Source organism: Methylobacterium sp. E-046 (genome assembly GCF_022829625.1).
Lineage (GTDB): Bacteria > Pseudomonadota > Alphaproteobacteria > Rhizobiales > Beijerinckiaceae > Methylobacterium > Methylobacterium longum.
The window spans coordinates 21,825-45,448 of record NZ_JAKSYP010000052.1 but is presented as its reverse complement, the minus strand read 5'-3'; the positions used below and the strand labels follow the sequence as shown (position 1 = coordinate 45,448).

Annotated in this window: 21 protein-coding genes; 11 read left to right on the top strand and 10 right to left on the bottom strand. The window is 70.9% G+C overall.

Going from position 1 to position 23,624, the window contains the following annotated elements; all coding sequences use genetic code 11:
* The first annotated feature begins 44 nt into the window (after positions 1-44).
* The 3 genes from MKK82_RS02770 (at position 45) to MKK82_RS02760 (ending at position 4,005) form a co-directional block, all read left to right on the top strand.
* Positions 45-932 carry a carbohydrate ABC transporter permease gene (locus tag MKK82_RS02770; RefSeq protein WP_149308615.1) on the top strand — a complete coding sequence of 296 codons (888 nt, stop codon included), beginning with the start codon at positions 45-47 and terminating at the stop codon, positions 930-932.
* 111 nt (positions 933-1,043) lie between these two features.
* Positions 1,044-2,672, top strand: a complete 1,629-nt coding sequence (locus tag MKK82_RS02765; protein WP_238289206.1) for a dihydroxyacetone kinase subunit DhaK — start codon at positions 1,044-1,046, stop codon at positions 2,670-2,672.
* Between the two features lie 376 nt (positions 2,673-3,048).
* Complete coding sequence (locus MKK82_RS02760; protein WP_238289282.1) at positions 3,049-4,005, top strand: D-2-hydroxyacid dehydrogenase family protein; 957 nt, start codon at positions 3,049-3,051, stop codon at positions 4,003-4,005.
* Between the two features lie 2 nt (positions 4,006-4,007).
* On the opposite strand, the gene MKK82_RS02755 is transcribed toward MKK82_RS02760, so the two are convergent.
* The 6 genes from MKK82_RS02755 to MKK82_RS02730 all read right to left on the bottom strand — a co-directional run bounded on the left by MKK82_RS02755 (position 4,008) and on the right by MKK82_RS02730 (position 10,538).
* The gene (locus tag MKK82_RS02755) at positions 4,008-5,093 is read right to left on the bottom strand and encodes an ABC transporter permease (protein ID WP_243984607.1); all 1,086 of its coding nucleotides are present in this window, start codon (positions 5,091-5,093) and stop codon (positions 4,008-4,010) included.
* A 14-nt stretch (positions 5,094-5,107) separates the two neighbouring features.
* The gene (locus MKK82_RS02750; protein WP_238289209.1) at positions 5,108-6,031 is read right to left on the bottom strand and encodes an ABC transporter permease; all 924 of its coding nucleotides are present in this window, start codon (positions 6,029-6,031) and stop codon (positions 5,108-5,110) included.
* The gene (locus MKK82_RS02745; protein WP_238289211.1) at positions 6,028-7,614 is read right to left on the bottom strand and encodes a peptide ABC transporter substrate-binding protein; all 1,587 of its coding nucleotides are present in this window, start codon (positions 7,612-7,614) and stop codon (positions 6,028-6,030) included. Before MKK82_RS02745 ends, MKK82_RS02750 begins: the two co-directional genes overlap by 4 nt.
* A 2-nt stretch (positions 7,615-7,616) precedes the next feature.
* A complete protein-coding gene (locus tag MKK82_RS02740; RefSeq protein WP_238289213.1) occupies positions 7,617-8,054 on the bottom strand; it encodes a GlcG/HbpS family heme-binding protein in 438 nt (145 codons plus the stop codon).
* Positions 8,055-8,348: 294 nt separating this feature from the next.
* Positions 8,349-9,377 carry an alpha/beta fold hydrolase gene (locus MKK82_RS02735; RefSeq protein WP_238289215.1) on the bottom strand — a complete coding sequence of 343 codons (1,029 nt, stop codon included), beginning with the start codon at positions 9,375-9,377 and terminating at the stop codon, positions 8,349-8,351.
* A gap of 96 nt (positions 9,378-9,473) precedes the next feature.
* Positions 9,474-10,538, bottom strand: coding sequence for a WcbI family polysaccharide biosynthesis putative acetyltransferase (locus MKK82_RS02730; protein ID WP_238289217.1), 1,065 nt, complete (start codon positions 10,536-10,538; stop codon positions 9,474-9,476).
* A gap of 736 nt (positions 10,539-11,274) precedes the next feature.
* Between MKK82_RS02730 and MKK82_RS02725 the strand changes: the two genes are divergently transcribed.
* On the top strand, positions 11,275-12,048 hold the full coding sequence (locus tag MKK82_RS02725) for a hypothetical protein (RefSeq protein WP_243984605.1): 774 nt from the start codon (positions 11,275-11,277) through the stop codon (positions 12,046-12,048).
* A 56-nt stretch (positions 12,049-12,104) separates the two neighbouring features.
* Here the strand turns inward: MKK82_RS02725 and MKK82_RS02720 are convergent, their stop codons facing one another.
* On the bottom strand, positions 12,105-12,959 hold the full coding sequence (locus tag MKK82_RS02720) for a LysR family transcriptional regulator (RefSeq protein WP_243984603.1): 855 nt from the start codon (positions 12,957-12,959) through the stop codon (positions 12,105-12,107).
* A gap of 95 nt (positions 12,960-13,054) precedes the next feature.
* Between MKK82_RS02720 and MKK82_RS02715 the strand changes: the two genes are divergently transcribed.
* Positions 13,055-14,356: an aspartate aminotransferase family protein gene (locus MKK82_RS02715; protein WP_238289223.1), complete on the top strand. Its 1,302-nt coding sequence runs from the start codon at positions 13,055-13,057 to the stop codon at positions 14,354-14,356.
* 56 nt (positions 14,357-14,412) lie between these two features.
* Here the strand turns inward: MKK82_RS02715 and MKK82_RS02710 are convergent, their stop codons facing one another.
* On the bottom strand, positions 14,413-16,278 hold the full coding sequence (locus MKK82_RS02710) for an ABC-F family ATP-binding cassette domain-containing protein (RefSeq protein ID WP_238289225.1): 1,866 nt from the start codon (positions 16,276-16,278) through the stop codon (positions 14,413-14,415).
* A 323-nt stretch (positions 16,279-16,601) separates the two neighbouring features.
* Between MKK82_RS02710 and MKK82_RS02705 the strand changes: the two genes are divergently transcribed.
* Positions 16,602-17,681, top strand: coding sequence for an HD-GYP domain-containing protein (locus MKK82_RS02705; RefSeq protein WP_243984601.1), 1,080 nt, complete (start codon positions 16,602-16,604; stop codon positions 17,679-17,681).
* Positions 17,682-17,697: 16 nt separating this feature from the next.
* On the opposite strand, the gene MKK82_RS02700 is transcribed toward MKK82_RS02705, so the two are convergent.
* Positions 17,698-18,609 carry a UDP-3-O-acyl-N-acetylglucosamine deacetylase gene (locus MKK82_RS02700; RefSeq protein ID WP_238289230.1) on the bottom strand — a complete coding sequence of 304 codons (912 nt, stop codon included), beginning with the start codon at positions 18,607-18,609 and terminating at the stop codon, positions 17,698-17,700.
* 245 nt (positions 18,610-18,854) lie between these two features.
* Here MKK82_RS02700 and MKK82_RS02695 point away from each other — a divergent pair, with 245 nt between their 5' ends.
* The 5 genes from MKK82_RS02695 to MKK82_RS02675 all read left to right on the top strand — a co-directional run bounded on the left by MKK82_RS02695 (position 18,855) and on the right by MKK82_RS02675 (position 22,977).
* On the top strand, positions 18,855-19,541 hold the full coding sequence (locus MKK82_RS02695) for a Crp/Fnr family transcriptional regulator (protein ID WP_238289231.1): 687 nt from the start codon (positions 18,855-18,857) through the stop codon (positions 19,539-19,541).
* A 3-nt stretch (positions 19,542-19,544) separates the two neighbouring features.
* The gene (locus tag MKK82_RS02690; protein WP_238289233.1) at positions 19,545-20,603 is read left to right on the top strand and encodes an ABC transporter ATP-binding protein; all 1,059 of its coding nucleotides are present in this window, start codon (positions 19,545-19,547) and stop codon (positions 20,601-20,603) included.
* 352 nt (positions 20,604-20,955) lie between these two features.
* A complete protein-coding gene (locus tag MKK82_RS02685; RefSeq protein WP_238289236.1) occupies positions 20,956-21,876 on the top strand; it encodes an ABC transporter permease in 921 nt (306 codons plus the stop codon).
* Positions 21,873-22,646: an ABC transporter permease gene (locus MKK82_RS02680; RefSeq protein ID WP_238289238.1), complete on the top strand. Its 774-nt coding sequence runs from the start codon at positions 21,873-21,875 to the stop codon at positions 22,644-22,646. The genes MKK82_RS02685 and MKK82_RS02680 overlap by 4 nt, the downstream gene beginning before the upstream one ends.
* A gap of 106 nt (positions 22,647-22,752) precedes the next feature.
* Positions 22,753-22,977, top strand: coding sequence for a hypothetical protein (locus tag MKK82_RS02675; RefSeq protein WP_238289240.1), 225 nt, complete (start codon positions 22,753-22,755; stop codon positions 22,975-22,977).
* A gap of 21 nt (positions 22,978-22,998) precedes the next feature.
* Here the strand turns inward: MKK82_RS02675 and ureG are convergent, their stop codons facing one another.
* Entirely contained in the window at positions 22,999-23,616 is a 618-nt protein-coding gene (gene ureG, locus MKK82_RS02670) for an urease accessory protein UreG (RefSeq protein WP_238289242.1), read from the bottom strand.
* Positions 23,617-23,624: the final 8 nt, after the last annotated feature.

The window sequence follows — 23,624 nt, the reverse complement described above, 5'->3', positions numbered from 1 at the left end:
CGCCCGCACCGCCCGCCCATGCCGATCCGCACCTCACGCCCGTCATGGCGGCCCAGCCGGCCGGCATCACCGACAATTCGGAGGGCATGGCCTATCTGGAGCGGCTGCCCCGGCGGCTCGTGACCACCTACCTGCCGCTCCTGATCATCCTCGCGGTGCTGCTGTTCCCGTTCTACTGGATGGCGCTCACCGCCATCAAACCGGACGAGCAGCTGATAGACATGGAGCGGTTCAACCCGTTCTGGGTGGTGGATCCGACGCTCAAGCACATCAACAAGCTCCTCTTCGAGACGCAGTATCCCCGCTGGCTGTGGAACACGATGTACGTGTCGGTGGCGGCGACGGTGCTGTCGCTGTTCGCGAGCGTGCTGGCTGCCTACGCCTGCGTGCGCGTCCGCTATCGGGGCGCGGGCTGGGTGGGGGCGGCGATCTTCCTCGCCTACCTCGTGCCGCCCTCGATCCTGTTCATCCCGCTCGCCACCATCATCCAGGCCTACGGCCTGTTCGACTCCCCGATCGCCCTCATCCTCGCCTACCCGACGATCCTGATCCCGTTCTCCACCTGGCTCCTGATGGGCTACTTCAAGACCATCCCGTACGAGCTCGAGGAATGCGCGCTGATGGACGGCGCCAGCCGGTGGCAGATCCTCACAAAGATCATCCTGCCGCTCGCCTTCCCCGGCCTGATCTCGGCCGGAATCTTCTCCCTGACCCTGTGCTGGAACGAGTTCATCTACGCGCTGACCTTCCTGTCCTCCACCCAGAACAAGACGGTGCCGATCGCCGTGGTCAGCGAATTCGTGGACGGCGACGTCTACAAGTGGGGCTCGCTGATGGCCGGCGCCCTGCTGGGCTCGCTGCCGCTGGTGATCCTCTACTCGTTCTTCGTCGAGTACTACGTCTCGGCGCTGACCGGCGCCGTGAAGGAGTGACGGCGGCCGGTTCGGCGACGGCGGACGTTGCGCGGGTCGCCCAAGTCCGGGAACGATGCCGGCGCCGCCGCCCCTGACGAATCGCGGACTGGCTTCCTCGAAGGTCACGTCATGGCCCACTTCATCGACGCCCGGTCTTCCCTCGTCAACGACGCCCTCGACGGCCTGCTGGCAGGCAGCGGCGGGCGCCTCGCCCGGCTCGACGGCGATCCCGGCATCCGCGTCGTGCTGCGCGCCGAGCGTCGGGCCGGACAGGTCGCGGTGGTGTCCGGCGGCGGCTCCGGCCACGAGCCGGCCCATGCTGGCTTCGTCGGGCCGGGCCTGCTGAGCGCCGCCGTCTGCGGAGACGTCTTCGCGTCGCCGAGCGTCGACGCGGTGCTGGCCGGCATCCTGGCCGCGACGGGCCCGGCGGGATGCCTGCTCGTCGTCAAGAACTACGCGGGCGACCGGCTGAATTTCGGCCTCGCCGCCGAGCGTGCCCGGGCGCTGGGCCACAAGGTCGAGACCGTCATCGTGTCCGACGACATCGCCCTGCCCGGGGCCAGGCAGCCCCGCGGCGTGGCCGGCACGCTGTTCGTGCACAAGGTCGCGGGCCACGCCGCCGAGGCCGGGGCGTCGCTGGAGCGTGTGGCCGCCCTCGCGCGCCGCGCAGCCGCGGCCGCGAAGTCGCTCGGCATCGCCGTCTCGACCTGCACGATCCCGGGCTCGCCCCGCAGCGAGCGCTTGGCCGAGGGGCAGGCCGAGCTCGGCCTCGGCATCCACGGCGAACCCGGCGTCGAGCGCATCGCGTTGCCGCAAGCCAGCGACCTCGCCCGCATGATGGCCGAACGCCTCTCCCGTGCGATCGGCGGGGCCGACCGGCTGGCGCTCCTCGTCAACAATCTCGGTTCGGCCTCGGCACTCGAGATGCAGGTGCTGACCCGGGCGGTGCTCGCCACCGAACTCGGCCGGCGCGTGCGCCTCCTGCTCGGCCCCGCGCCTCTGATGACCGCACTCGACATGCACGGCGCCTCGCTGTCGGTGCTGCCGCTCGACGACGAGTTGGAGGCGGCGCTGGCGGAACCCGTGCCCGTCCACGCCTGGCCGACCGCGGTACGCGTCGCCCCGCCGGTCCTGCGTCCGCTGCCGGAGGGGCTCGCCGGTGAGGCCTTCGCGGCGTCGCGCGACGCGGTCACGGCCGCGCGGATCGCCGCCGTCGCGGAGGCGCTCGTCGCCGCGGAAGGCGCGCTGAACGCCCTCGACGCCAAGGTCGGCGACGGCGATGCGGGCACGACCTTCGCCGGGGCGGCCCGTGCGGTCCGGGCCGATCTCGACCGGCTGCCGCAGGCCGATCCCGCCGCCCTCTGCCGGGCCCTCGCCGAACGGATCGGGCGCGCCGTGGGCGGGTCGAGCGGCGTGCTCGGCTCGATCTTCTTCGCCGCGGCCGCCGCGGCCCTGGCGGACGGCGCCGCGTGGCCGGAGGCCCTGGGGCAGGGCGTCGCACGGGTGCAGGGCTACGGCGGCGCCAACCCCGGCGATCGTACGCTGCTCGACGCCCTGATTCCGGCCGTCGCGGCTCTGAAGGGCGGCGACCTTCGGCAGGCCGCCGCCGCGGCACGTGCAGGCGCCGAGGCCACCGCCCGCATGGACCGGGCGGGGGCCGGCCGGTCCAGCTACCTCGCGGCCGGAGATCTCGCGGGCGTCCAGGATCCGGGCGCCGCCGGCGTCGCGGAGGCTTTCGCGGCACTTGCCGGCGCGTAGGCGCGCGGCTGCTCCCGCGCGGCCCGGGACCGCCGAGCGCGTCCGCGTGAAGGCGCACCCGATCCCCCTGCCTGAGCTGCCCGCGCCGGCGGACCTTCGCGGACGGCTTTAGCAATCGCGTCGCCGGCCGGAGGCTTCGCGGAAGCCTCGGCTGCGCTCCGGCACATCAAGATCGGGATCCGCCTTGGTGAGCCGTCCGCGCCGGGATGGTTCGGCCGCCCGGTCGTGTCCTGTGCGCAGCGCCATGTCGGCGGTCTTGGTTGTCAGGGGCGGCGGCGCCTCGTCCCGGGACGCGTATACCGGCTTCCGGCAGGATGCCGTCCGCCATCGGCAACCGTCGATTGACGCTCCAGGCACCGAGCCCTACGCCATCGCCATGCGGACGTGCCTGATCCTCGACGATTACCAGCAAGCGGCCCTCGCGCTCGCCGACTGGGGGCGCATCGCCGATCGCGTGGCGGTCTCGGCCATCGCCGAGCACATTCCGGATCGCGAGACCCTCCGCGCCCGGATCGATCAGGCCGAGATCCTGGTGATCATGCGGGAGCGCACGCCCTTCCCGGCGGCGCTGCTGGAGCGTCTGCCGCGGCTGAAGCTGCTCGTCACCAGCGGCATGCGCAACCTCGCCATCGACGTGGCGTCCGCCCGCTCCCGCGGCGTGACCGTCTGCGGGACCGAGTCGAGCCCGACGCCGCCGACCGAGCTGACCTGGGCGCTGATCCTCGGGCTCGCCCGGCACGTGGTGCCGGAGAGCCGAAATCTGCGCGACGGCGGACCGTGGCAGAGCACCATCGGCTCCGACCTCGCCGGCGCGACCCTCGGCATCCTCGGGCTCGGCAAGATCGGCACGCGGGTCGCCGAGATCGCCCGCGCCTTCGGCATGCGGGTGATCGCCTGGAGCCCGAACCTGGACGAGGCCCGCGCGGCCGCCGCCGGGGTCGAGCGGGCGGCGTCGAAGGAGGCGCTGCTGGAGGCGAGCGATGTCGTCACGATCCACCTCGTGCTGGGCGAGCGGACGCGCGGCCTGCTGGGCGAGGCCGAGCTGCGCCGGATGCGGCGGGGCGCCGTCCTGGTGAACACCTCCCGCGCGCCGATCGTCGATCAGGTCGCCCTCGTGCGTGCGCTGGAGGCGGGCTGGATCGCCGGGGCCGGCCTCGACGTGTTCGAGACGGAACCGCTGCCCGCCGACAGCCCGTTCCGTCGCTTGCCGAACGTCCTGGCGCTGCCGCATCTCGGCTACGTGTCGCGCAACAACTATCGGACCTTCTTCACCCAGGCGGTGGAGGACATCGAGGCGTGGCTCGCGGGCTCTCCGATCCGCGAACTGGGCTGAGGTCACCCGACGCGCGGATCCAGGGCATCGGCGAGGCCGTCGCCCAGCAGGTTGAGCGCCACCAGCGTGGCGATCAGCAGGACCGCCGGTCCCGCGAGCAGGTGGGGGGCCGCCTCGATGGAGCGGGCACCCTCCGCGATCAGCACGCCCCAGCTCGTCTGCGGCTCCTGCACGCCCAGGCCCAGGAACGACAGGAAGCTTTCCAGCAGGATCACCTGCGGCACCAGCAGCGTGGCCGTCACCGCCACCGGGCCGAGCGTGTTGGGCACGATGTGCCGGAGGATGATGCGGGGCGTGCCGAGCCCGAGGGCGCGGGCCGCCCGGACGAAGTCGCGCTCGCGCAGCGACAGGGTCACGGCGCGCACCACGCGGGCCATGTCGAGCCATTCCACGGCCGCGATCGCCACCAGCATGAGCAGGAGGCTCGGGCGGAAGAACACCAGCAGCAGGATCACGAAGAACACGAAGGGGAGGGCGTAGAGCACGTCGACGAGGCGCATCATCACCGCATCGACGGCCCCGCTCAGGAAACCCGCCGTGGCGCCGTAGGCGACGCCGATGAGCAGCGCCACGAGGCTTGCTGCGAGCCCGATCGCCAGAGAGACCCGGCCGGCGACGAGGCAGCGCGTGAGGAGATCGCGCCCCTGCACGTCGGTGCCGAGGGGGAAATGCAGCTGTCGGATCGGGACCGCGATCGCGAGGCTGCGTCCGGCGTCCCGCTCCTCCAAGACGTCCGGCGGCCCGAACAGCCCTGAGCGCGGCAGGTAGGCGAGGCTGCGCCGGTCGACGCCCGCGTCGGAGCGCAGGGTCAAACGCAGGGTGTCGCCCTCGCGGGCCACCGCCTCCAGCTTGACCCGCATGCGGAAGGCGAGGCGCTCCAGAGCCGGTCCGAGATGCGCTGGATCCGGCTGCGCAGCGAGGCCGGCCGGCAATTGGCGGAGGTCCGGATAGGCGCGTTCGGGCTCGTGACCGGTGACACCCGGACCGATCAGGCAGGCGAGGCCGATCAGGACCAGCACGATGAGAGCCGCCATCGCCGTGCGCGTCCGGCCGAGGCGGCTTAGGGCGCGCCCGGCCGGGCTCGTCATCGCGGGCGCCGCGCTCACGCGTCGGCCCGCAGGCGCGGGTCGAGCCACGCGCAGGCGAGGTCGGCCGCGAGGTTGAGGGCGATGACGAGCCCGGCGACCAGAAGCACCGTGCCCATCACCAGCGTGTAGTCGCGGTTGAGCGCGCCCTCCACGAAGTAGCGACCGATGCCCGGCAGGCCGAAGATGGTCTCGACGACCACGGATCCGGTCAGCAGCGCCGCGGCCAGCGGCCCGAGATAGGCGACCACCGGCAGCAGCGCCCCCCGCAGGGCATGGCGCGTCACACGGGCCGGCGGCAGGCCGAGGCTGCGCATGGTGCGGATCGGCTGCGTGCGCAGCACCTCTCCCAGAGAAGCCCGCGTCAGCCGGGCCAGGGCGCCGACCTGGGGCAGGGCGAGGGTGACGACCGGCAGGACAAGGTGGCTCGGCGATCCGCCCTCCCAGCCGCCGAGCGGCAGCCAGCGGAGGGTCAACCCGAAGGCGATCTGAAGGAGGGGGGCCACCACGAAGCTCGGCAGCGAGAGCGTCAGGGCCGCACCGACACCCAGGAGCCGGTCGACGGCACCGCCACGCCGGAGGGCCGCCGCGATCCCGAGACCGACACCCAGGAGGGCCGCGAGGCCGAGCGCGAGGGCGCCGAGCGTCGCCGACACCGGCAGCCCCCGGACGATGAGGTCGAGGACGCTCTGATCGCGGAACGAGAAGGATGGCCCGAGATCGCCCCGTGCCAGGGATGCGAGGTAGCTCCCGAACTGCACGATCAGGGGACGGTCGAGGCCGTAGACACGACGCAGGTTCTCCAGGGCGGCGGGCGCCAGCGGGCGTTCCAGGTCGAAGGGCCCGCCGGGCGCCAGACGCATCAGGAAGAAGCTGACGGTGACGACGGCGAGCAGCGTCGGGAGCGCCTGCGCGAGGCGGCGCAGGATGAAGCGGATCACGCGTCGAGCCTCAGGAACCGGGTCGGCGCGGCGTTGCGCAGGTTCGGGTGGTAGCCGTGCAGCCGCGGCGCGATCAACGCCTTGGACCGGTAGTGCATCAGCGGGATCCAGGGCAATTCGCGCAACGCGATCGCCTCCGCTTGGTAGAGCAGATCCGCCCGCCGGGGGATATCGCGCTCGGCTGCGGCCCGGGCCATCAGGTCGTCGTAGGCGGCGTTCGACCAGTGCCCGGCGTTCATTCCGACGTTCCCGCTCTGGAGCAGGAACAGGAAGTTCTGCGGATCGGAATAATCCGCGATCCAGCTGTAGCGTGCCACGTCGAAGTCGCCGCCGTCGCGCAGATAAGCGAAATGCGTCTTGGCATCGGTGTAGACGTAGCGGGTCACGATCCCGAGGTCGCGCCACATGTCGCCGACGGCCAGGGCGACGGTGCGGTTGTTGTCGCTGACGTTGAACCGGTACTCCACGGTGAGGGGGCGGTCGGGCCCGATGCCCGCCTCGGCGAGCAGGCGGCGCGCCTCCGCCTCGTGATCGATCGGCAGGCCGAGCCGCCCCGCGGTCTCGGGAGGCGTCCGGTAATTGTCGAGGCCGGGTGGGCACAGCGAATAGGCGGGGCTCATGGTCCCGCCGTTCAGCCCGTCGGCGAGGTATTCCCGGTCGATGACCAGCGAGAGCGCCTGCCGGACGCGCGGGTCCGAGAACGGCGCCTTGCGGGTGTTGATCACCAGGGCCGCCAGGCCGAGGCCGGGCCCGAGCACCACCTGCGGTCCGAAGCGGCGGCGCAGATCGGCGATCTGATCGACCGGCAGATCGGCGAGGGAGTCGATCTCGCCGGCGGCGTAGCGGCGCACGGCCGAGGCCATGTCCGGCGTGGGCAGGAAGTCGACCCGGCGTATCGCCAGCGTCGCCGCCTCGGGATGGTGCGGGTTGGCGTGCAGGCTGATGGCGCCGCCCGGAACCCGGTCGCGGAGGCGATAGGGTCCGTTGGTCACGAGATTGCCGGGGCGGGTGAAGCTGTCGCCGTGACGCTCCACCGACGCGCGATGCACCGGCAGGGCCGTCTGGTGGGTCAGGAGCTCCAGGATGTACGGGGTCGGCTGCTCCAGCGTGATGGACAGCCGAAGCGGTGCCTCGGCGGCGACCCCGAGGGCGGTGGCGGGCTTCTCGCCCCGGTTGACGGCGGCGGCATTCCGGATCGGGAACAGCACCTCGGCGTATTTCGCCCCCGTGGCCGGGTCGAGGATGCGCCTGAGCGAGTAGGCGAAGTCCGCGGCCGTGACCGCCTCGCCGTTCGACCAGCGGCCGTCCGGCCGCAGGTCGAAGAGCAGGGTAACCCCGTCCTCCGCGACGGTCCAGTGTCGCGCGGCGCCCGGGATGAGCGCGCCGTAGTTGTCGTAGGTGAGCAGGCCGTCGCAGAGATCCCGCAGGATGTGCGCCTCCGCGACCGTGGACGAGCGGTGCGGATCGAGGGTCTCCGGATCGGCGTCGTTGCCGCGGCGATAGACTGCCTCGACCGCCTCGGCCGGACCGACCGATGCCAGGGCGGCGGCGCCGGCCAGCCAGTCGCGGCGGCGCAGACGCATTGTCAGGCGCCGGTCTCCGCCATCAGGCCGGCCGCCTCGATCCCCGCCACCGCGCAGATCTCGTCGTTGTCGGATGTGTCACCGGAGATGCCCACCGCGCCGAGCAGCCGCCCGTCGCCGGCGCGGATGAGGACGCCGCCCGGCACCGGCACGAGGGCAGCGGGGCCGGCGAGGTGGGTCACCGCGGCCACGAAGTAGGGCTGCGCCTCTGCGCGGGCGTGGATCGCCCGGGAGCCGAGGCCCAGCGCCAGTGCTCCGTTGGCCTTGCCGCAGGCGATCTCGGCGCGACGCAGGGAGGTCCCGTCCTCGACGGACACGGATTTCAGCGCGCCGCGGGCGTCGTAGACCACCACGGCGAGCGGCTTCAGGCCACGCGCCCGCGCCTCGCGCAGCGCGGTCTCCACGATGGTGCGGGCGGCCTCGAGGGTCAGGTCGATCATGGGATACCAGGGCGCGGACCGCTTCGGGCGGCCGCCCAGACCTTATGGATCGGGTCGCGGCTGGTCCACTGCTTCCGGGCGCGCCTGGATTCGGATGGCCCGCGACGGCGGATGGATGCGCCGAGCGGCCGGCCGCATCCGTGTCGTCTCAGCGCGACGCGACTCCGTCGCGTTGACCCATCCACGCGGACGCCGGACCACCCGGGTGGCGTCCCCCGGTCGACGAGGGGTGCGGCTGCGGAGACGCCGGGCCCAGGCTGACGCAGGGATCGGCCAGTCCGTCCGCGCGATCCATCACATCGGTCGAGCCGGTGGCAGGCGCGTGATGCCGGCCAGGAACGCGTCGTAGCCGGCGGTCACCGCGTCCGGTTGCTCGAAATGCGGGAAGGCGCCGGTCGGCAGGGTCTCGACGCGCCAGTTCTCCCGGCCTGCGACGCGGGGTACCAGGCGGTAGTCGACGAAGTCGCCGCGCACGCCGTGGACCATCCAGACCGGCAGGCGCAGCCGCTCGTAGAGCCGCGTCGTGTCGGTCGGGAAGAGATGGCCGGCGATGAAGCACCACGGGGCATGCTCGGCGCCGGGCTGGTGCGCCGAGGCGTGATCGTAGTCGAACAGGCCCTCGTCGATCCGCGGCGAGCCGAAGGTCTTCTGAAGGAAGAAGCGCATGCTCGGCCGCGTGACCAGGGCGTCGAACACGGGCCGGCCGAAGGGCGGCCGGTCGAGGGCATCGCGCAGCCAGTCCCGCCCGCGATGGCCATCGGGCGGCCCCTCACCGGAGAGCTTCGCGTCGAAGCCGGTCGGGCTGATCAGGGCGAGGCTCCGGTAGCAGTCCGACCGCTCGAGGCTCGCGCGGGCCAGGAAGGAGGCCGAAAGGGACAGGGCCAGGGCGTCGATCGGCAGGTTGTCGTGGCGGCGCCGGATCTCGTCCGTGGCGGCGTGGATCGCCTCCACCATCAGCCGGGGGGTGTAGCGGCGGCGCGAGCGCTCGGAGAAGCCGAAGCCCGGCAGGTCGAGGGCGTAGACCGGCCGCAGGCCGCGATAGTGCAGGTACAGCGGGCGCACCTCGTACGCGTTGGCCGCGGCGTTGATGGAGTGGATCAGCAGGAGCGGCACGCCCTGCGCATCGGCGGTGCTGTAGAGCGACAGATCGCCGGCTCGCGCTGTCTCGAGCCGCTCGTGCCGGCCGGGCAGCGCCGGCGGAAGCGGCATGCGCCGGTTCACGGCGAGCCGGCTCCAGCCGACGAGGCCGACCGCCGCGCCGGCGAGCGTGAGGGCCGCCGCGGCCGCCGAGCGGCCGGCGCGGTGCCGGAACGGGGACGTCATCGCAACACCTCGCCATCAATCCCGCGCTGTGGGCGGTGGGCGACAACGCCGGTCCTGCCGGGAAGTGCCCGCACGATCGTGCGAAGTCCGGGTTACCTACGAGGCGTGACCGGCGAGGCTCCCGGCTTTGAGTGCCGGCACCTGGGCCGCCGAGCGAAGGGGAGCGTCGCCGCGGCCCGCCGCCTCGCGGAGGAAGTCCACGGTCGGCGGATCGTTGCGCCAGCCCTGCACGCGCTGGGAGACCAGCAGGTTCCGCGCGCGCCGGTCGTAGTTCGCGTACGAGGCCGCCACGAACTCGGCCCGGCTCATGGTGCGGGCGGGACCGGAGCGGCGCGTCTCCGCCTTGAAGAACAGGGCGCTGCCCGGGATGCCGTAGTGCTGGGCGATCTCGGGATAGACCGGCCAGCTGCCCTGGCCGCCGAGATCGTCCGGCAGGAAGGCGTCGAGGTCGCATTCCTCGAAGGGCACGCCGGCTTTGGTCAGGAGGCCCCGGGTGAGATCGCAGACCACGTAGAGCTTGGTGTGGTTGATCGAGTGCATGAAGCAGCCGCGCCGCGCCCAGCGCGTCAGATGCGTGTCGAGGTCATAACCCGCCTGGACGCCCAAACTGCGCAGGTAGGCCACCGACTCGTCCCAGAGATTGTAGTAGCCGAGGCGCTCGAATACCGGCTCGGCGAACAACCGCAGCGCCTGCGCCTGCGACAGACCCGCGAGGTAGGCGTAGAGCGTGACGGCCGAGTGCGAATGTCCCATCGGCCCGGAGATCAGGCCGTTGAGCGTCACGTGATCCTGCACGCCGACATGGACGAGGTCGGGATGGTAGGCGCCGAACACGATGGTCGGAATCAGGCGGACCTTGGGATGGGTGCGCAGCGTGTCGATCGTGCCGCCGCCCTTGAACCGGGGCAGGTAGATGCTGGAGAAAACGTGATCGTAGCCGTCCGCGTGCGCCATCAGGTCGGCGAGTCGCGGGAAGCGTCGCGCCGCCGTGAAGGCGGAGACGAAGTCCACGTGTGCGTCGGGCAGCAGGTAGCGCATCGCCTTGGCGATCGCGCCGGCCTGACACACGCCGATCACGAGGATGCGCGGAGAGCCGGTCCGCTTCTTTCCGAATTGCGCGAGCCGGTGCCGCGCGCGCCAGAGGCTATCGACGGTCAACATCCGGCTTCAATCGCATGTCCGCCGGCCGCGGGCAAACGGCTCTGTCGGCCTGGGGCGCCGTCGATCCAGGATCGGTCCGCCATGGCCACGCCGACACCGGGCATTGGGGGAAAGCCTCCGCCGTCGTCGCTCCCGTCCCCGTCGGAGGACGCCGCGGATGGCTCCCGCACCGTGATTTGTCGACCAGCCGTGTCGACGCCAAAGGGCGCAAATGGCAATGCGGTCGATTTTAAGAGACGGATTGAAGATATTGTAGAATGATGTTGAGGCGTAATCTAGTAAATCCAGGATGTGGTAATACATACTTTATGCGGATTGGGTTGAGGGATCTTGCCTGGGACAACATTTGAGCTGGGATGATCTGCCATTGACAGGGATATCCTGTGGCGCGCACATTCGACATCGCAGAGCATGAAGCTCAAGAATCGCGCACCTCCGGGCATGACGACCGCCGGGTGCCCGTCGAGCGAGGTGACTCGCCTCCGTCCGCGAAGTGTCGGGGCCTTACAGGTTTCATGTCTGTGCCTACCGGGTTGCGTGTAGACGATCCAGAATCGGCACGTCGGGTCGATGGGTTTCGATCCGTTTGTGACGCTGCATGGGCGTGAGGCGACGGCGGACGCGATCAGAGCGTCCACTGGCCCGATCGTTCTTGTTGGCGATCCGGCCTGGGCAATCGTCGGTATCGGCGTCCCCGCAATTCCAAGGTTCCTGTTTGAGGGGCCGATCGCCAAGAATGCAGCAAGTACAGTTGAGATATCGTCCCATCAGCGATCGTAGTGTTCTGTCAGCGAAGCCGGGGTGGGTTTGGGCAGGAGGAGGGGTCGCAATGGACCACATACCGTCGATGGCCGCGATCTCCGCGGCGACGCAGAAAGCGCAAGCGGCCGACGCGGCTTCACTCACGGTGGCGAAGGAACTCGAAACGCCGGTCGCGGCGGGGCTCGATCCGCGGTCGATCTACACGCTGTCGCCGGTCGCGGCCGACGCCGTGCTGTCACTCGCGCAGAGCAGGACGCAGGCAGTCCAGACTGCGGAATTCGGCACGCGATACGGGCACGGCGCTCAAGCTGCCGACGCGGTGATCGCCACGGCCGTGACGGCGACACCGATCATCACGACGGAGCCCACGAAGTCGGTCAGCGCCGCGAATCGGAACTGGAACGAGGATGTCCGGCTGCAGCCCGTCGTATTCCGGAAGGTCGGCGCCGATCTGACCGTCCGATACGACAACCCGCGGGTGATGGCGGCGTGGAGCGCGGCGTTCCCGGATATCGCGGGCCGGAAGTTCCGTGGTCTTCAGGTCTCGGACACGCACGTCAAGTCGGCGCTCGCCGAGGCCGCGAAGGAGGCCGGGTTCAACGGACGGCAGACGGATATCTACCTTCTCTGCAACAGTGAGAAGTTCAAGGCTTTCAGCGACGACCATCCGGGTACGAAGATCAACTGGATCAACATCGACGACGATGACATCCTGCTGTTCTGGCCGAAAGAGGCGGACCCGGACTAGGTGATCGTCGTCGCGGGCGCAGCCGCTCTCACGGAGGCGCCCGCTCGCCGTTTGCCTCAGAGTGCCGGAAGCACGGTACGCAGGTGGGCGGCGAAGGCACGCGTCAGCGGCGAGGCGTGGCGCTCGTCCAGACGGAGCGTCAGTCCGATCCGCGGGAGGGACGGCAGCCCGCTCCCACGGCCCTGGATCCGCAGGTCCGGTGGGACCGCCGAGCGGGTCAGCACCGCCACCGCCTGGCCGGAGCGCACCACCGCCAGCAGCCCCGACAGGCTGGCGCTCGCGTAGGCGATCCGGTAGGCCCGCCCGGCCCCGTCCAGCGCGGCGAGGGCGGCACGGTGATCGAGGGTGTCGGGGTCGCCCAAGGCCAGCGGCAGCGGGTCCGGTCGCGTGACCGTCCCGCCCTTAGGTAAGACCCAGACGAGTTCCTCCCGCCGCAGGATCGCGCGCTCCACCGCGATCGGCACGGAGACGAGGGCGAGGTCGAGGCCGCCGCGCTCGAGCCGTCCCTCCAGGCGCGGTGTCGCGGCGCAGACCACCTCGATCGCCGCGGCCGGATGATGCTGCGCGAAGCCGCGCAGGAGAGTCGGCAGGAATGCTTGGGCGTAATCGTCCGGGCATCCGAACCGGAGGGAGCCGCTCAATGTCCCGCCCGAGAACTCGGCCAGAGCGTCGTCATGCGAAGCGAGGATGCGGCGCGCGTGGACCAGCAGGCGCTCGCCCTGGACGGTGAGGAGGACGCCGCGTCCCGTTCGGGTCAGCAGCGGCCGGCCGACGAGCTCTTCGAGCCGTTTCATCTGCATGCTGAGGGCGGCCTGGCTCCGGCCGACGCGCTCTGCGGCCCGGCTGAGCGCCGCCGTCTCCGCGACGACGGCGAAGCTCCGCAACAGATCGACGTCGAGCGTTCGAGCCATCAGGATCCCTGAACCCTCCGTTCAGAACTATAAGCTTCTCCGGCGATCCGGCCGCTCCTACCATGATCCCGCCGAGCACGAGAGCAGGATCGACCATGACGCGGAACGCCGACCCGGACCTCTGGACCCGGGCCCGCCGGCACTTGGTGCGCTACGGCGGCACCTTCGCACCGGTCATCATCGAGCGGGCCGAAGGCAGCTTCGTCATCGATGCCGACGGACGGAAGATCCTCGACTTCACCTCCGGGCAGATGAGCGCCATCCTGGGCCATGGCCACCCGGAGATCGCCGCCGTGGTGGCCGATCACGCGCGGACGCTCGATCATCTGTTCAGCGGCATGTTGAGCCGACCGGTTGTCGATCTGGCGACGGAGCTGGCCGGGATCGCTCCGGGCGGCCTCGAACGGACGCTGCTGCTCACGACGGGGGCTGAGGCCAACGAGGCCGCCCTGCGCATGGCCAAGCTCGCGACCGGCGGCTGGGAGGTGGTGGGCTTCGCCCAGTCCTGGCATGGCATGACGGCCGGAGCCGCCGCGGCGACCTACAGCGCCGGCCGCAAGGGCTACGGTCCCGCGCAGGTCGGGTCCTTCGCGATCCCGGCGCCGAACGCCTACCGGCCGGCCTTCGAGCGCGACGGCGCGGCCGATTGGCAGGGCGAACTGGACTACGCCTTCGCTTTGGTGGACCGGCAGAGCACCGGCAACCTCGCGGCCTTCCTGGCCGAGCCGATCCTCAGCTCGGGCGGCATCCTCGATCTGCCGCCCGGCTACCTCGCGGCGCTGAAGCGCAAATGCGTGGAGCGCGGCATGCTGCTGATTCTCGACGAGGCGCAGACGGGCATCGGCCGCACCGGCCTCATGTTCGCCTGCGAGCGGGACGGCGTTGTGCCCGACATCCTCACGCTCTCGAAGACCTTGGGTGCGGGGCTGCCCCTGGCGGCGGTCATGACCACCGCGGCGATCGAGGATCTCTGTCACGCCCGCGGGTTCCTGTTCTACACCACGCACGTCTCCGATCCGCTCCCCGCGGCGGTCGGCCTCAAGGTACTGGAAATCGTCGCGCGCGACGGGCTCGTCGCCCGGGCGGCGACGGCGGGCGCGCGGCTCGCGGCGCGGCTTCGCGCGCTCCAGCAGCGCTTCGCCTGCATCGGCGACGTGCGCGGGCGGGGTTTGCTGCAGGGTGTCGAGATCGTCGCCGACCGGGCCACCAAGGTACCCGCCCCGGACCTCGGCGACGCCGTCACCCGCCGCTGCCTCGAACTCGGGCTCAGCATGAACATCGTCCAGCTCCCGGACATGGGCGGCGTGTTCCGCATCGCGCCGCCGTTGACGGCCTCGGACGCGGAACTCGATCTCGGGCTCGACATTCTGGAGCGCGCCCTCGAAAGCTCCGTCTGAGGCGCTGCTGCGCCCGCAACGAGTGCCCGGGCTCGAGGGATCGCGACGCTCCGGCGTTACGCCGCCTCGATCTCCGCGCTCACGGTCAGCCACTCTTCCTCGGCGGCCGCGAGCGCACTCGCCGCATCCGACCGCATCTTGGCGATCTCGCCGGCCTTGGCGGCGTTCTCGCGGAAGGCGGACCCGTCCTCCAGGGCGGCGTCGATCTTCTGGATCGCGGCGGTCAGCTTCGCCATCCGCGCCTCGATCGCTTCCAGCCGCTTCCGGAGCGGCGCCAGGGCCGCGCGCCGCTCGACGCCGGCACGGCGCGCCTCGGCCTTCTGGCCGCCGGAGGATTCGGCGTCGCGCTCCACCTCGCGCTCCGGGCCCGACAGGACGAACCGCCGGTAATCGTCCATATCGCCGTCGAAGGTCTTCACCGTGCCGTCAGCGACCAGCCACAGCCGGTCGGCGCAGGCCTCCACCAGGAAACGGTCGTGGGAGACCAGGATCACCGCACCCTCGTAGTCGTTGATCGCCTCCACGAGGGCCTGCCGGCTCTCGATGTCGAGGTGGTTGGTCGGCTCGTCGAGGATCAGGAGGTGCGGCCCGTGGAAGGCCGCGAGGCCCATCAGCAGCCGCGCCTTCTCGCCGCCCGACAGCTTCTCCACCGGCGTGTCGGACTTGTTGGCGCCGAAGCCCAGCCGGGCGGTGGCCGAGCGCACCTTCGCCTCGGGCACGTCCGGCATCAGGGTCCGGACATGCGCGTAAGCGCTCTCGGCGGGACGCAACTCGTCGAGCTGGTGCTGGGCGAAATACGCCACCTCCATCTTGGACGACCTTTTGACCTCGCCTGCGAGCGGCCCGAGCCGACCGCCGATCAGCTTGCAGAAGGTCGACTTGCCGTTGCCGTTGGCCCCCAGCAGCGCGACCCGGTCGTCGGGGGCGAGGCTCAGATCGAGGCCGGTGAGCACGATCCGGTCACCGTAGCCGGCCTTCACCCGCTCCATGGCGACGATCGGCGGCGATAGCGGCTTCTCCGGGCTCGGCAGATGGATCACCGGCACGTCGTCCTCGATGAGGGCCGCGATCGGCTCCATCTTGGCGAGCCGCTTCATGCGCGACTGCGCCTGGCGCGCCTTGGTGGCCTTGGCCTTGAACCGGTCGATGAAGCTCTGGAGATGCGCCCGTTCGACATCCTGCTTGGCCTTCGCCTTGGCCTGAAGGACGCGCTTCTCGGAGAGCTGCTTGGCGAAGCTCGTGTAGCCGCCGCGATAGATTGTCAGCTTTCCCCGGTCGAGATGGAGGATGTGGTCGACGCTGGTATCCAAAAGGTCGCGGTCGTGGCTGATGATGATCGCGGTGCGCGGGTAACGCTCCAGGTAGTCGTAGAGCCAGAGCGTGCCCTCGATGTCGAGGTAGTTGGTCGGCTCGTCGAGGAGCAGCAGGTCGGGCTCGGAGAAGAGCACCGCGGCGAGCGCCACCCGCATCCGCCAACCGCCGGAGAAGTCCGCGCAGGGCCGCGCCTGGGCGGCCGCGTCGAAGCCCAGCCCGTGCAGGATCGCGGCGGCGCGGGCGGGCGCCGAATGCGCACCGATATCCACGAGCCGGGTCTCGATCTCGGCCCGGCGCAGGCCGTCCGCGTGCTCGGCCTCCGCGATCAGGCGGGTGCGTTCGGTGTCGGCGGCCAGCACGACGGTGTGCAGGGTCTTGGGACCTGCGGGAGCCTCCTGCGCGACGGCGCCGATTCGCATGCCCTTGGGCAGCCCGATCGACTTCGCATCCACCGGCAGATCGCCCAGGATGGCCTTGAACAGCGTGGTCTTGCCCGCGCCGTTCCGGCCGACGAGCCCGACACGGGCTCCCTCCGGGATCGTGAAGTTCGCCGCGTCGAGGATCAGGCGGTCGCCGATGCGGTAGGTGAGGTCGTTGACGCGGAGCATGGCGGCGTTCTGGCGGTCCGGACGCGGCGAGGCAAGCGCCCTGCCGGCGCGCAGGGCCCGCGCGTTCGTCCGCAAGCACAGGAACAGTCCCGGGCCCTATTGCCCGTCCTGAAAGTCGCTCAACCGCCGACATTTTAACGGTTTCGCATCAAAGCTGCGTCAGTATCTGCCGACTAGCCTGCGAATGAAGGCACCGGCCGCTCTGCCGGTACGATCGCGAAGGCAGGCGGATCAGTATTGCGTGGTGACGCGTCGCGCGAGCGGCGCGGCGCAGCCTGCGGTCATCGTACGCTCGGGAGGGAGCGGACGACGGGAGCGAAATCTTGGGCCGGACCCTGATCCTCACCGACGATACCAGCCGCGGCGAGCGCCTCGCGCGCAACCTCGGCGCCGGCGGAAGCGTGACGCTCCACGATCTCTACGGCGATGCCGTGCCGCCCAGCGGATCCTCGCTGATCATCAGCGACGTCAGCGCGCTGACCTCCGAATCCGTGCGTCGCCTGCGCCAGGCGCTCGCCGTCGCGCGGGGCGCCGGCACGCCGTTCCTCGCCCTGATCCACGGCAATCTGGGCCGCGGTGAGATCCAGGCGACGGCCCTCGGGGCGACTCGGGTCCTGCCGGCGTCTGTGGCGGGTGCCATGCTGCTCAACGCGGTCGCCGCTTTGACCGGAAGCCCCGGACCGGCCAGGGCGGCCGGCGTCGCGCGCGGTTCCCTGCTGCGGGATCAGGTCGACGGCGCGCGCCAAGCCTTCGCGGCCATCTTCCGTCCGGATCGGATGCCCGAGCCCGCGATCGTCGAGTCCGGCGCCGTGCTGGTGAACCGCGCCGTCCGCGAGGCGAAGATTCGGGATTGGCTCACCGTCGTCGCCAACTTCGATGACGTGACCCACCGGCACTGCCTGAGCGTCGCCGGTCTGGCCGCTGCCTTCGCGCGGCAGCTGGGCCTGAACGAGGTGGATTCGAACCACCTGATCAAGGGCGCGCTGCTCCACGATATCGGCAAGGCCAAGATCTCCCTCGCCATCCTGAACAAGCCGGCGCCGCTGACGCCGGAGGAGCGGGTCGAGATGAGCCGTCACCCGGCGCTCGGGTACGACATGCTCCTCGCAGGCGGCTACGACACGCTGACGCTGGCGGTGGTCCGCTCGCACCACGAATACCTCGACGGCACCGGCTATCCGGACCGGCTCCACGGTCGGGAGATCCCGGACCTCGTCCGTCTGATCACGATCTGCGACATCTTCGCGGCGCTGATCGAGGAGCGGCCCTACAAGAGGCCGAAACCGGCTCATGAAGCCTTCGCGGTCCTGGAGGGGATGGACGCGAAGCTCGACGTCGACCTCGTGCGCGCCTTCGGCGGCGTCGCGACGGCCTGCGAGACGCCCGTGCGGGCATCCGCCTGATCCGGCACGGTTCGTCTCAGGTCAGGTCCCACGCCGCTTCGTCCCGCATCAGCGCCGCCACCAGGGCGTGGTTCAGCTCGTGCCCGGTATGCAGGGCGGTGATCCGTCCCTCGATCGGGTGACCTGCCAGGGCGAGATCGCCGACGAGATCGAGGATGCGGTGGCGCACCGGCTCGCCCGGAACCCGCATCCCGCCGAGGACACGGCCGCGCACCAGCAGCGCCGCCGAGCGCGGCGACACCCCCTGCAGGAAGCTCTTCCGGGTGAGGCACCCGTAGGCACGCCCGGCCATCGCCCGGCCGAATCGGCCGAAGCTGCGCGAAGGCGCGATCTCGCGCTCGAAGGTCTCCGGGCTGAGGCTACCCGACCAGTCGATCGCGCCGAAATACGCGAGGGCGACATGGCCCGTCAGGTGCAGCCCGGGGCCGGGTTCGATCCACAGGCGGCGCTGACCGCACTCGACCGTGACGGCGCGGCGGACCCGGATGACGCGGCAGGGTGCCGCCTGCTCGATCCGCCCGGCGGACCGGATCGCCTGGCACCACGGCGTGGCGCTCCCGTCGAAGATCGGCAGCTCGTCGGCGTCGATCTCGGCCAGCGCGTTGTCGATCCGCAGGGCGCTCAGGGACGCCATCAGGTGTTCGATGGTCCGGACGAAGACGCCCTCGCGCCGGATCGCCGACGAGAGCGGCTGCGGTTCACGGTAGGGCCAGAGCGCGGGCACGTCGACGCAGCGGCCGTCCTTGAGGCGGCGACGGAAGATGATGCCGTGTCCCGAAGGCGCCGGGCTGACACGAACAGTGGCGTGGCGTCCGGAATGGAGACTGTGCCCGGACCGCTCGAACGAAGCCGCGAGGGTGGCCTGTGGGCGACGTGGCGGTGCGGCGGCACAGGAAGCGTCGCGCGGGACTCTGATCTCGTGAAACATCGCTGCCGCGCCCCCACGCGGCGGCGGAAAATAACCCTGGTTCCTGATCCACGCTAATAAACTCCTGTTCAACGGAGCGCGGCTTGACCGCTCTGCCCGCGCCCGTCACGATCGCGCCCGCCCGACCGGTCAAGCAGCGCTGCGGCGCTGGTCAGCTTCACCGTGCGGGCTGCTCCCGTCCCCTGATCCGTTGGCCGGCACCCGTCAGGGCAGGGATGGAGGCCGGAGTTGAGGGAACACGTTCGATGGCGCGGCTGGGCACGATACCGTTCTTCAAGGATCCGGGCATCGAGCTGAGCCCCTACGAGTCCCGCTGCCACTGGCGCCGGGTCGATGAGAATGAAGTCCTCGTCGACTTCGACGACATCTCTACGGACGTCTACTTCATCGCCTCCGGGGAGGTGCGCATCCTGAACCGCACGCAGTCGGGCAAGGAGGTGATCCTCGGCGAGATGCGCGGCGGCGCCTTCTTCGGCGAACTCGCCGCCATCGACGGGATCGGCCGCTCGGCCAACGTTACGGCGCTCACCCGCGGCGAGGTCTGCGTGGTCCCCGCCGCGGTGTTCCGGCAGATCGTCTTCGCGTCCGAGGCGATCGCCGACCGGCTGTTCCGGCTGCTCGCCAAGCGCGTGCGCGAGCTGAACACCCGGTTGATGGAGCACGCGCTGCTCGACCTCAAGCACAGGCTCTACGCCGAGCTCCTGCGCCTGTCGGTGCCGCGCACCGGCGCCTCGGGCGAGCGGGTCGTCTCGCCGCCGCCCTATCATCACGTCCTCGCGGCCCGGATCGGCTGCCGACGTGAGCAGGTCACACGGGAATTCACCGCGATGGCGGCCGAGGGGCTGGTCGACCGCACCCGTGGCGCGCTGGTTCTGCGCCGGCCGGACCTGCTGGAAGCGCGCGTGGCCGAGGCGCTGCGCGAGGATTCCTGATCCTTGCCCGGCACGCCGGCACCGCGCCTGCGGCTTGAGGATCTGACCAAGCTTTACGGCACGCACCGCGCCGTCGACGCGGTGACGCTGGATCTGGAGCCCGACGAGTTCTTCTGCCTGCTGGGACCGTCCGGCTGCGGCAAGAGTACACTCCTGCGCATGATCGCCGGGTTCGAGGTGCCGAGTTCGGGGCACATCCGGCTCGGCGACGAGAACCTCACGGCGCTGCCGCCGCACCGGCGGCCGGTCAACATGATGTTCCAGTCCTACGCCCTGTTCCCCCACATGAGCGTGGCGTCCAATGTCGGCTACGGCCTCAAGGGCATCGGCCGGGTCGCCGCCGCCGCCCGGGTGGCGGACCTCCTGCGGCTGGTCCGCCTCGACGGCTTCGGCGACCGCCGGCCCGACACGCTCTCGGGCGGGCAGCGGCAGCGGGTGGCCCTGGCCCGGGCGCTCGCCCGCGAGCCGAAGCTGCTGCTCCTCGACGAGCCGCTGGGCGCCCTGGATCGTGGCCTGCGGGAGGAGACGCAGGGCGAACTGCGCGCCGTGCAGCGCCGGCTCGGCACCGCCTTCGTGGTCGTCACGCATGATCCCGAGGAAGCGATGATGCTGGCCGACCGGATCGGCGTCATGGAGGGGGGTCGCCTCGTGCAAGTCGGGAAGCCGGAGGTGCTCTACCGGCGTCCGGCCAGCCGCTTCGTGGCCGGGCTGCTCGGCGACGTGAACTTCATCCCCGGCCGCCTGGGATCCGAGGGGTCGGGCGGCGAGCGCCCCGTTCGGACGCCCCACGGCGACGTGCGGGGCGCGGCGGCGACGCAACTGGCCGAGGGTGCCCCGGTCCTGGTCGCGGTGCGTCCGGAGGATCTGGTCCTCGGAGCCGACGGGCTCCCCGTCGTCGTCGCCGACGCGACGTTCCTGGGCGACCGTGTGCGTCGCACCCTGCGGCTGCCCGACGGATCGATCCTGCGCGCGAGCGGTCGACCCGCCGACGCGGACGCGCCCGTGGGGTCCTGGACGCATGTCGGCTTCGCGCCCGAGGCCGCGGTGATCCTGCCGGCATGAGGGCGCTCGCGCCCCGTACGTGTCGCATCGCCCGCGAGCGCATTGCGGATATGAGGTCCGTCGCGCGTGCGGCCCGATCGATCGCAGCGACGCTGGGACCCGTGCCCGTGGGCGCGCGCGCCTCCTCGCCGGTGCGGGAGAAAACCCCGGGGAATGCACGGCCTGTACGCGGCGGGACGGCGCGCCTCATCCCGGGACTCCTCGCCCCTCGACCGGACCCTCATCCCCATCCTCTGCCCGAGGGAAGGGGACGCAGGTCGCACCCCGGTAGCCACACCCTGCCGCAGATCCGCGGACGCCGCGCGACGCGCGGCTCCCCGTCCTTCGGTGTCCCCAAGCCGAACGGTGCTCCATGAGCCGCGCCAGATTCGGCAGAGGCTTCGACCGTCTGGTGCGGCTGCCGCCGTTCGTGTGGCTGTCGGCGTTCTTCTTCGTGCCGTTCGCGATTACGCTGAAGATCAGCCTGTCGGAGCCGGCCACGGCGATCCCGCCCTACCTACCGGTGCTCGATTGGCGCGCCGGCCTGGACGGCTGGTCGGCCTTTCTCGAAGGCCTGGACTTCGACAATTACGCGACGCTCTACGCCGACCCGCTGTACCGCGACGCCGCCCTCGGCTCGCTGACCTACGCGGCCGTGGCAAGCCTCATCCTCGTGGCGCTCGGTACCCCGCTCGCCTACGCCCTGGCCCGGGCGCCGGTTCGCTGGCAGCCGCTCCTCGTCGCCCTCGTCGTCGTGCCGTTCTGGACGAGCTTCCTGATCCGGATCTACGCCTGGATCGCGATCCTGAAGCCCGAGGGACTGCTCAACCTGATCCTGCTGCGGGCCGGCCTGATCTTCGAGCCGCTGACCATCCTCAACACCGAGGCCGCCATCCTCGTCGGCCTCGTCTACGCGTACCTGCCCTTCATGGTGCTTCCGCTCTACGCCGTGATGAGCCGCCTGGATCCGAGCCTGCGGGAGGCGGCGGCCGACCTCGGCGCGTCGCCCACCCGCGTGTTCTGGAGCGTGACCCTCCCCCTCAGCCTGCCCGGGATCCTGGCTGGCGCAGGCCTGTGCTTCATCCCGATGGTCGGCGAGTTCGTGATACCGGACCTGCTCGGAGGCTCGGAGACCCTGATGCTCGGCCGGGTGCTCTGGACCGAGTTCTTCTCGAACCGTGACTGGCCGCTCGCATCGGCGGTCGCCGTCCTGATCCTCGCCATCATCGTCGGGCCGGTGGTGCTGTTCCGCGACAGCCTGCGCGTCGGCGAGGCGGGGGACGGACGGCCGTGACCTGGGTGACCCGCACCGCCCTGGTGGCCGGGCTCGGCTTCCTCTACGCGCCGATCCTCGTGCTGGTCGCCTACTCGTTCAACGCCTCGCCGCTGGTCACGGTCTGGGGCGGGTTCTCGACGCGCTGGTACGGCACGCTGATGTCGGACGCGCCGCTGATGGCCGCCGCCTGGGTCTCGTTCAAGGTGGCCGTGCTGGCGAGCGGCATCGCCACGGTGCTCGGCACGCTGGCAGCGCTGGTGCTGGAGCGGCACGGACGCTTCCGCGGGCGCCCGCTGTTCGCCGGACTGATCCTCGGGCCGATCGTGATGCCGGAGGTGATGATCGGCCTGTCGCTCCTCTTGATGTTCATCGGCGTCGGCCTCGATCGGGGCCTCGTCACCATCGTCATCGCGCACGCCACCTTCTGCACCGGGTTCGTGGCGGTGGTCGTGGCGGCGCGCCTTCGCGGTCTCGATCGCTCCCTTGAAGAGGCGGCGGCCGACCTCGGCGCGCCGCCCTGGCGCGTGCTCACCACCGTGACGCTGCCGCTGCTGGCGCCCGCCGTGGTGGCCGGCGCGCTCCTCGCCTTCAGCCTGTCGCTGGACGACTTGGTGATCGCCAGCTTCGTCTCGGGGCCGGGCTCCACCACGCTGCCGATGCGCCTCTACAGTCAGGTCCGGCTCGGGGTGAATCCCGAGATCAACGCCGCCTCGACCTTGCTGATCGCGCTCGTCAGTGCGGCCGTGCTGCTGGCCTCCTGGCTGACGGCCCGTCGCGGGCCGGGCTGACGCCGGTCCCGCTCTGTGCGGCGACGCACACGGCCAAGCTCAGCGCGGACATAATCTCGCACACGTTTCGCCGGTCGATCCGGCGGATTCGCGAGGGATCGCCGTCATGACACGCTCTCTGACCATCGTCTCCCTGGCGGCGATCCTGGCCGCCTCGGCGGCGGAGGCCCGCTCGGCACGGATGCCGGCCAAGCCGCAGCCGAGCGCTGCCATCCAGGCGCGCCAGAACGCCATGAACGATTTCAGCGCGCGGATGAGCCGCCTCGACCGACTGATGGGAGTGCCGTCGGTTGCGGCCGCGCGGTCGCGGTCCGCCGAAGCCGGGCGCTGACGCCGAGCCCCCCGCGCCGGATCAGCGGCCGAGGCCGCCCGCCTCCTCGACAAAGCGCGCCACATCGTCCGCGCCAGCACCCCCGCGCAGGGATGCGAACACGTAGGGCCGCGCCCCGCGCATCCGCTTCGTGTCCGCCTCCATGACGGACAGGTCGGCGCCGACCAGCGGCGCGAGGTCGGTCTTGTTGACGATCAGCAGGTCCGACCGGGTGATGCCCGGTCCGCCCTTGCGGGGGATCTTCTCGCCCCCGGCCACGTCGATCACGTAGAGCGTGATGTCGGCGAGTTCCGGCGAGAACGTCGCCGCGAGGTTGTCGCCGCCGGATTCGATCAGCACCAAGTCGAGCTTGGGAAAGCGGCGGCTCATCTCCGCCACCGCCGCGAGATTGATGGAAGCGTCCTCTCGGATCGCGGTATGCGGGCAGCCGCCCGTCTCGACCCCCAGGATGCGCTCCTCCGGCAGGGCGCCGGCCACCGTCAGGATCCGCGCATCCTCCTTGGTGTAGATGTCGTTGGTGATCGCGCAGATCTCGTAGCGATCTCGGAAGCGCTTGCAGAGCTGCTCCATGAGGGCTGTCTTGCCGGATCCGACAGGACCGCCGATGCCGACGCGGAGAGGGCCGTTCGAAGAGGTCATGCTGCGGT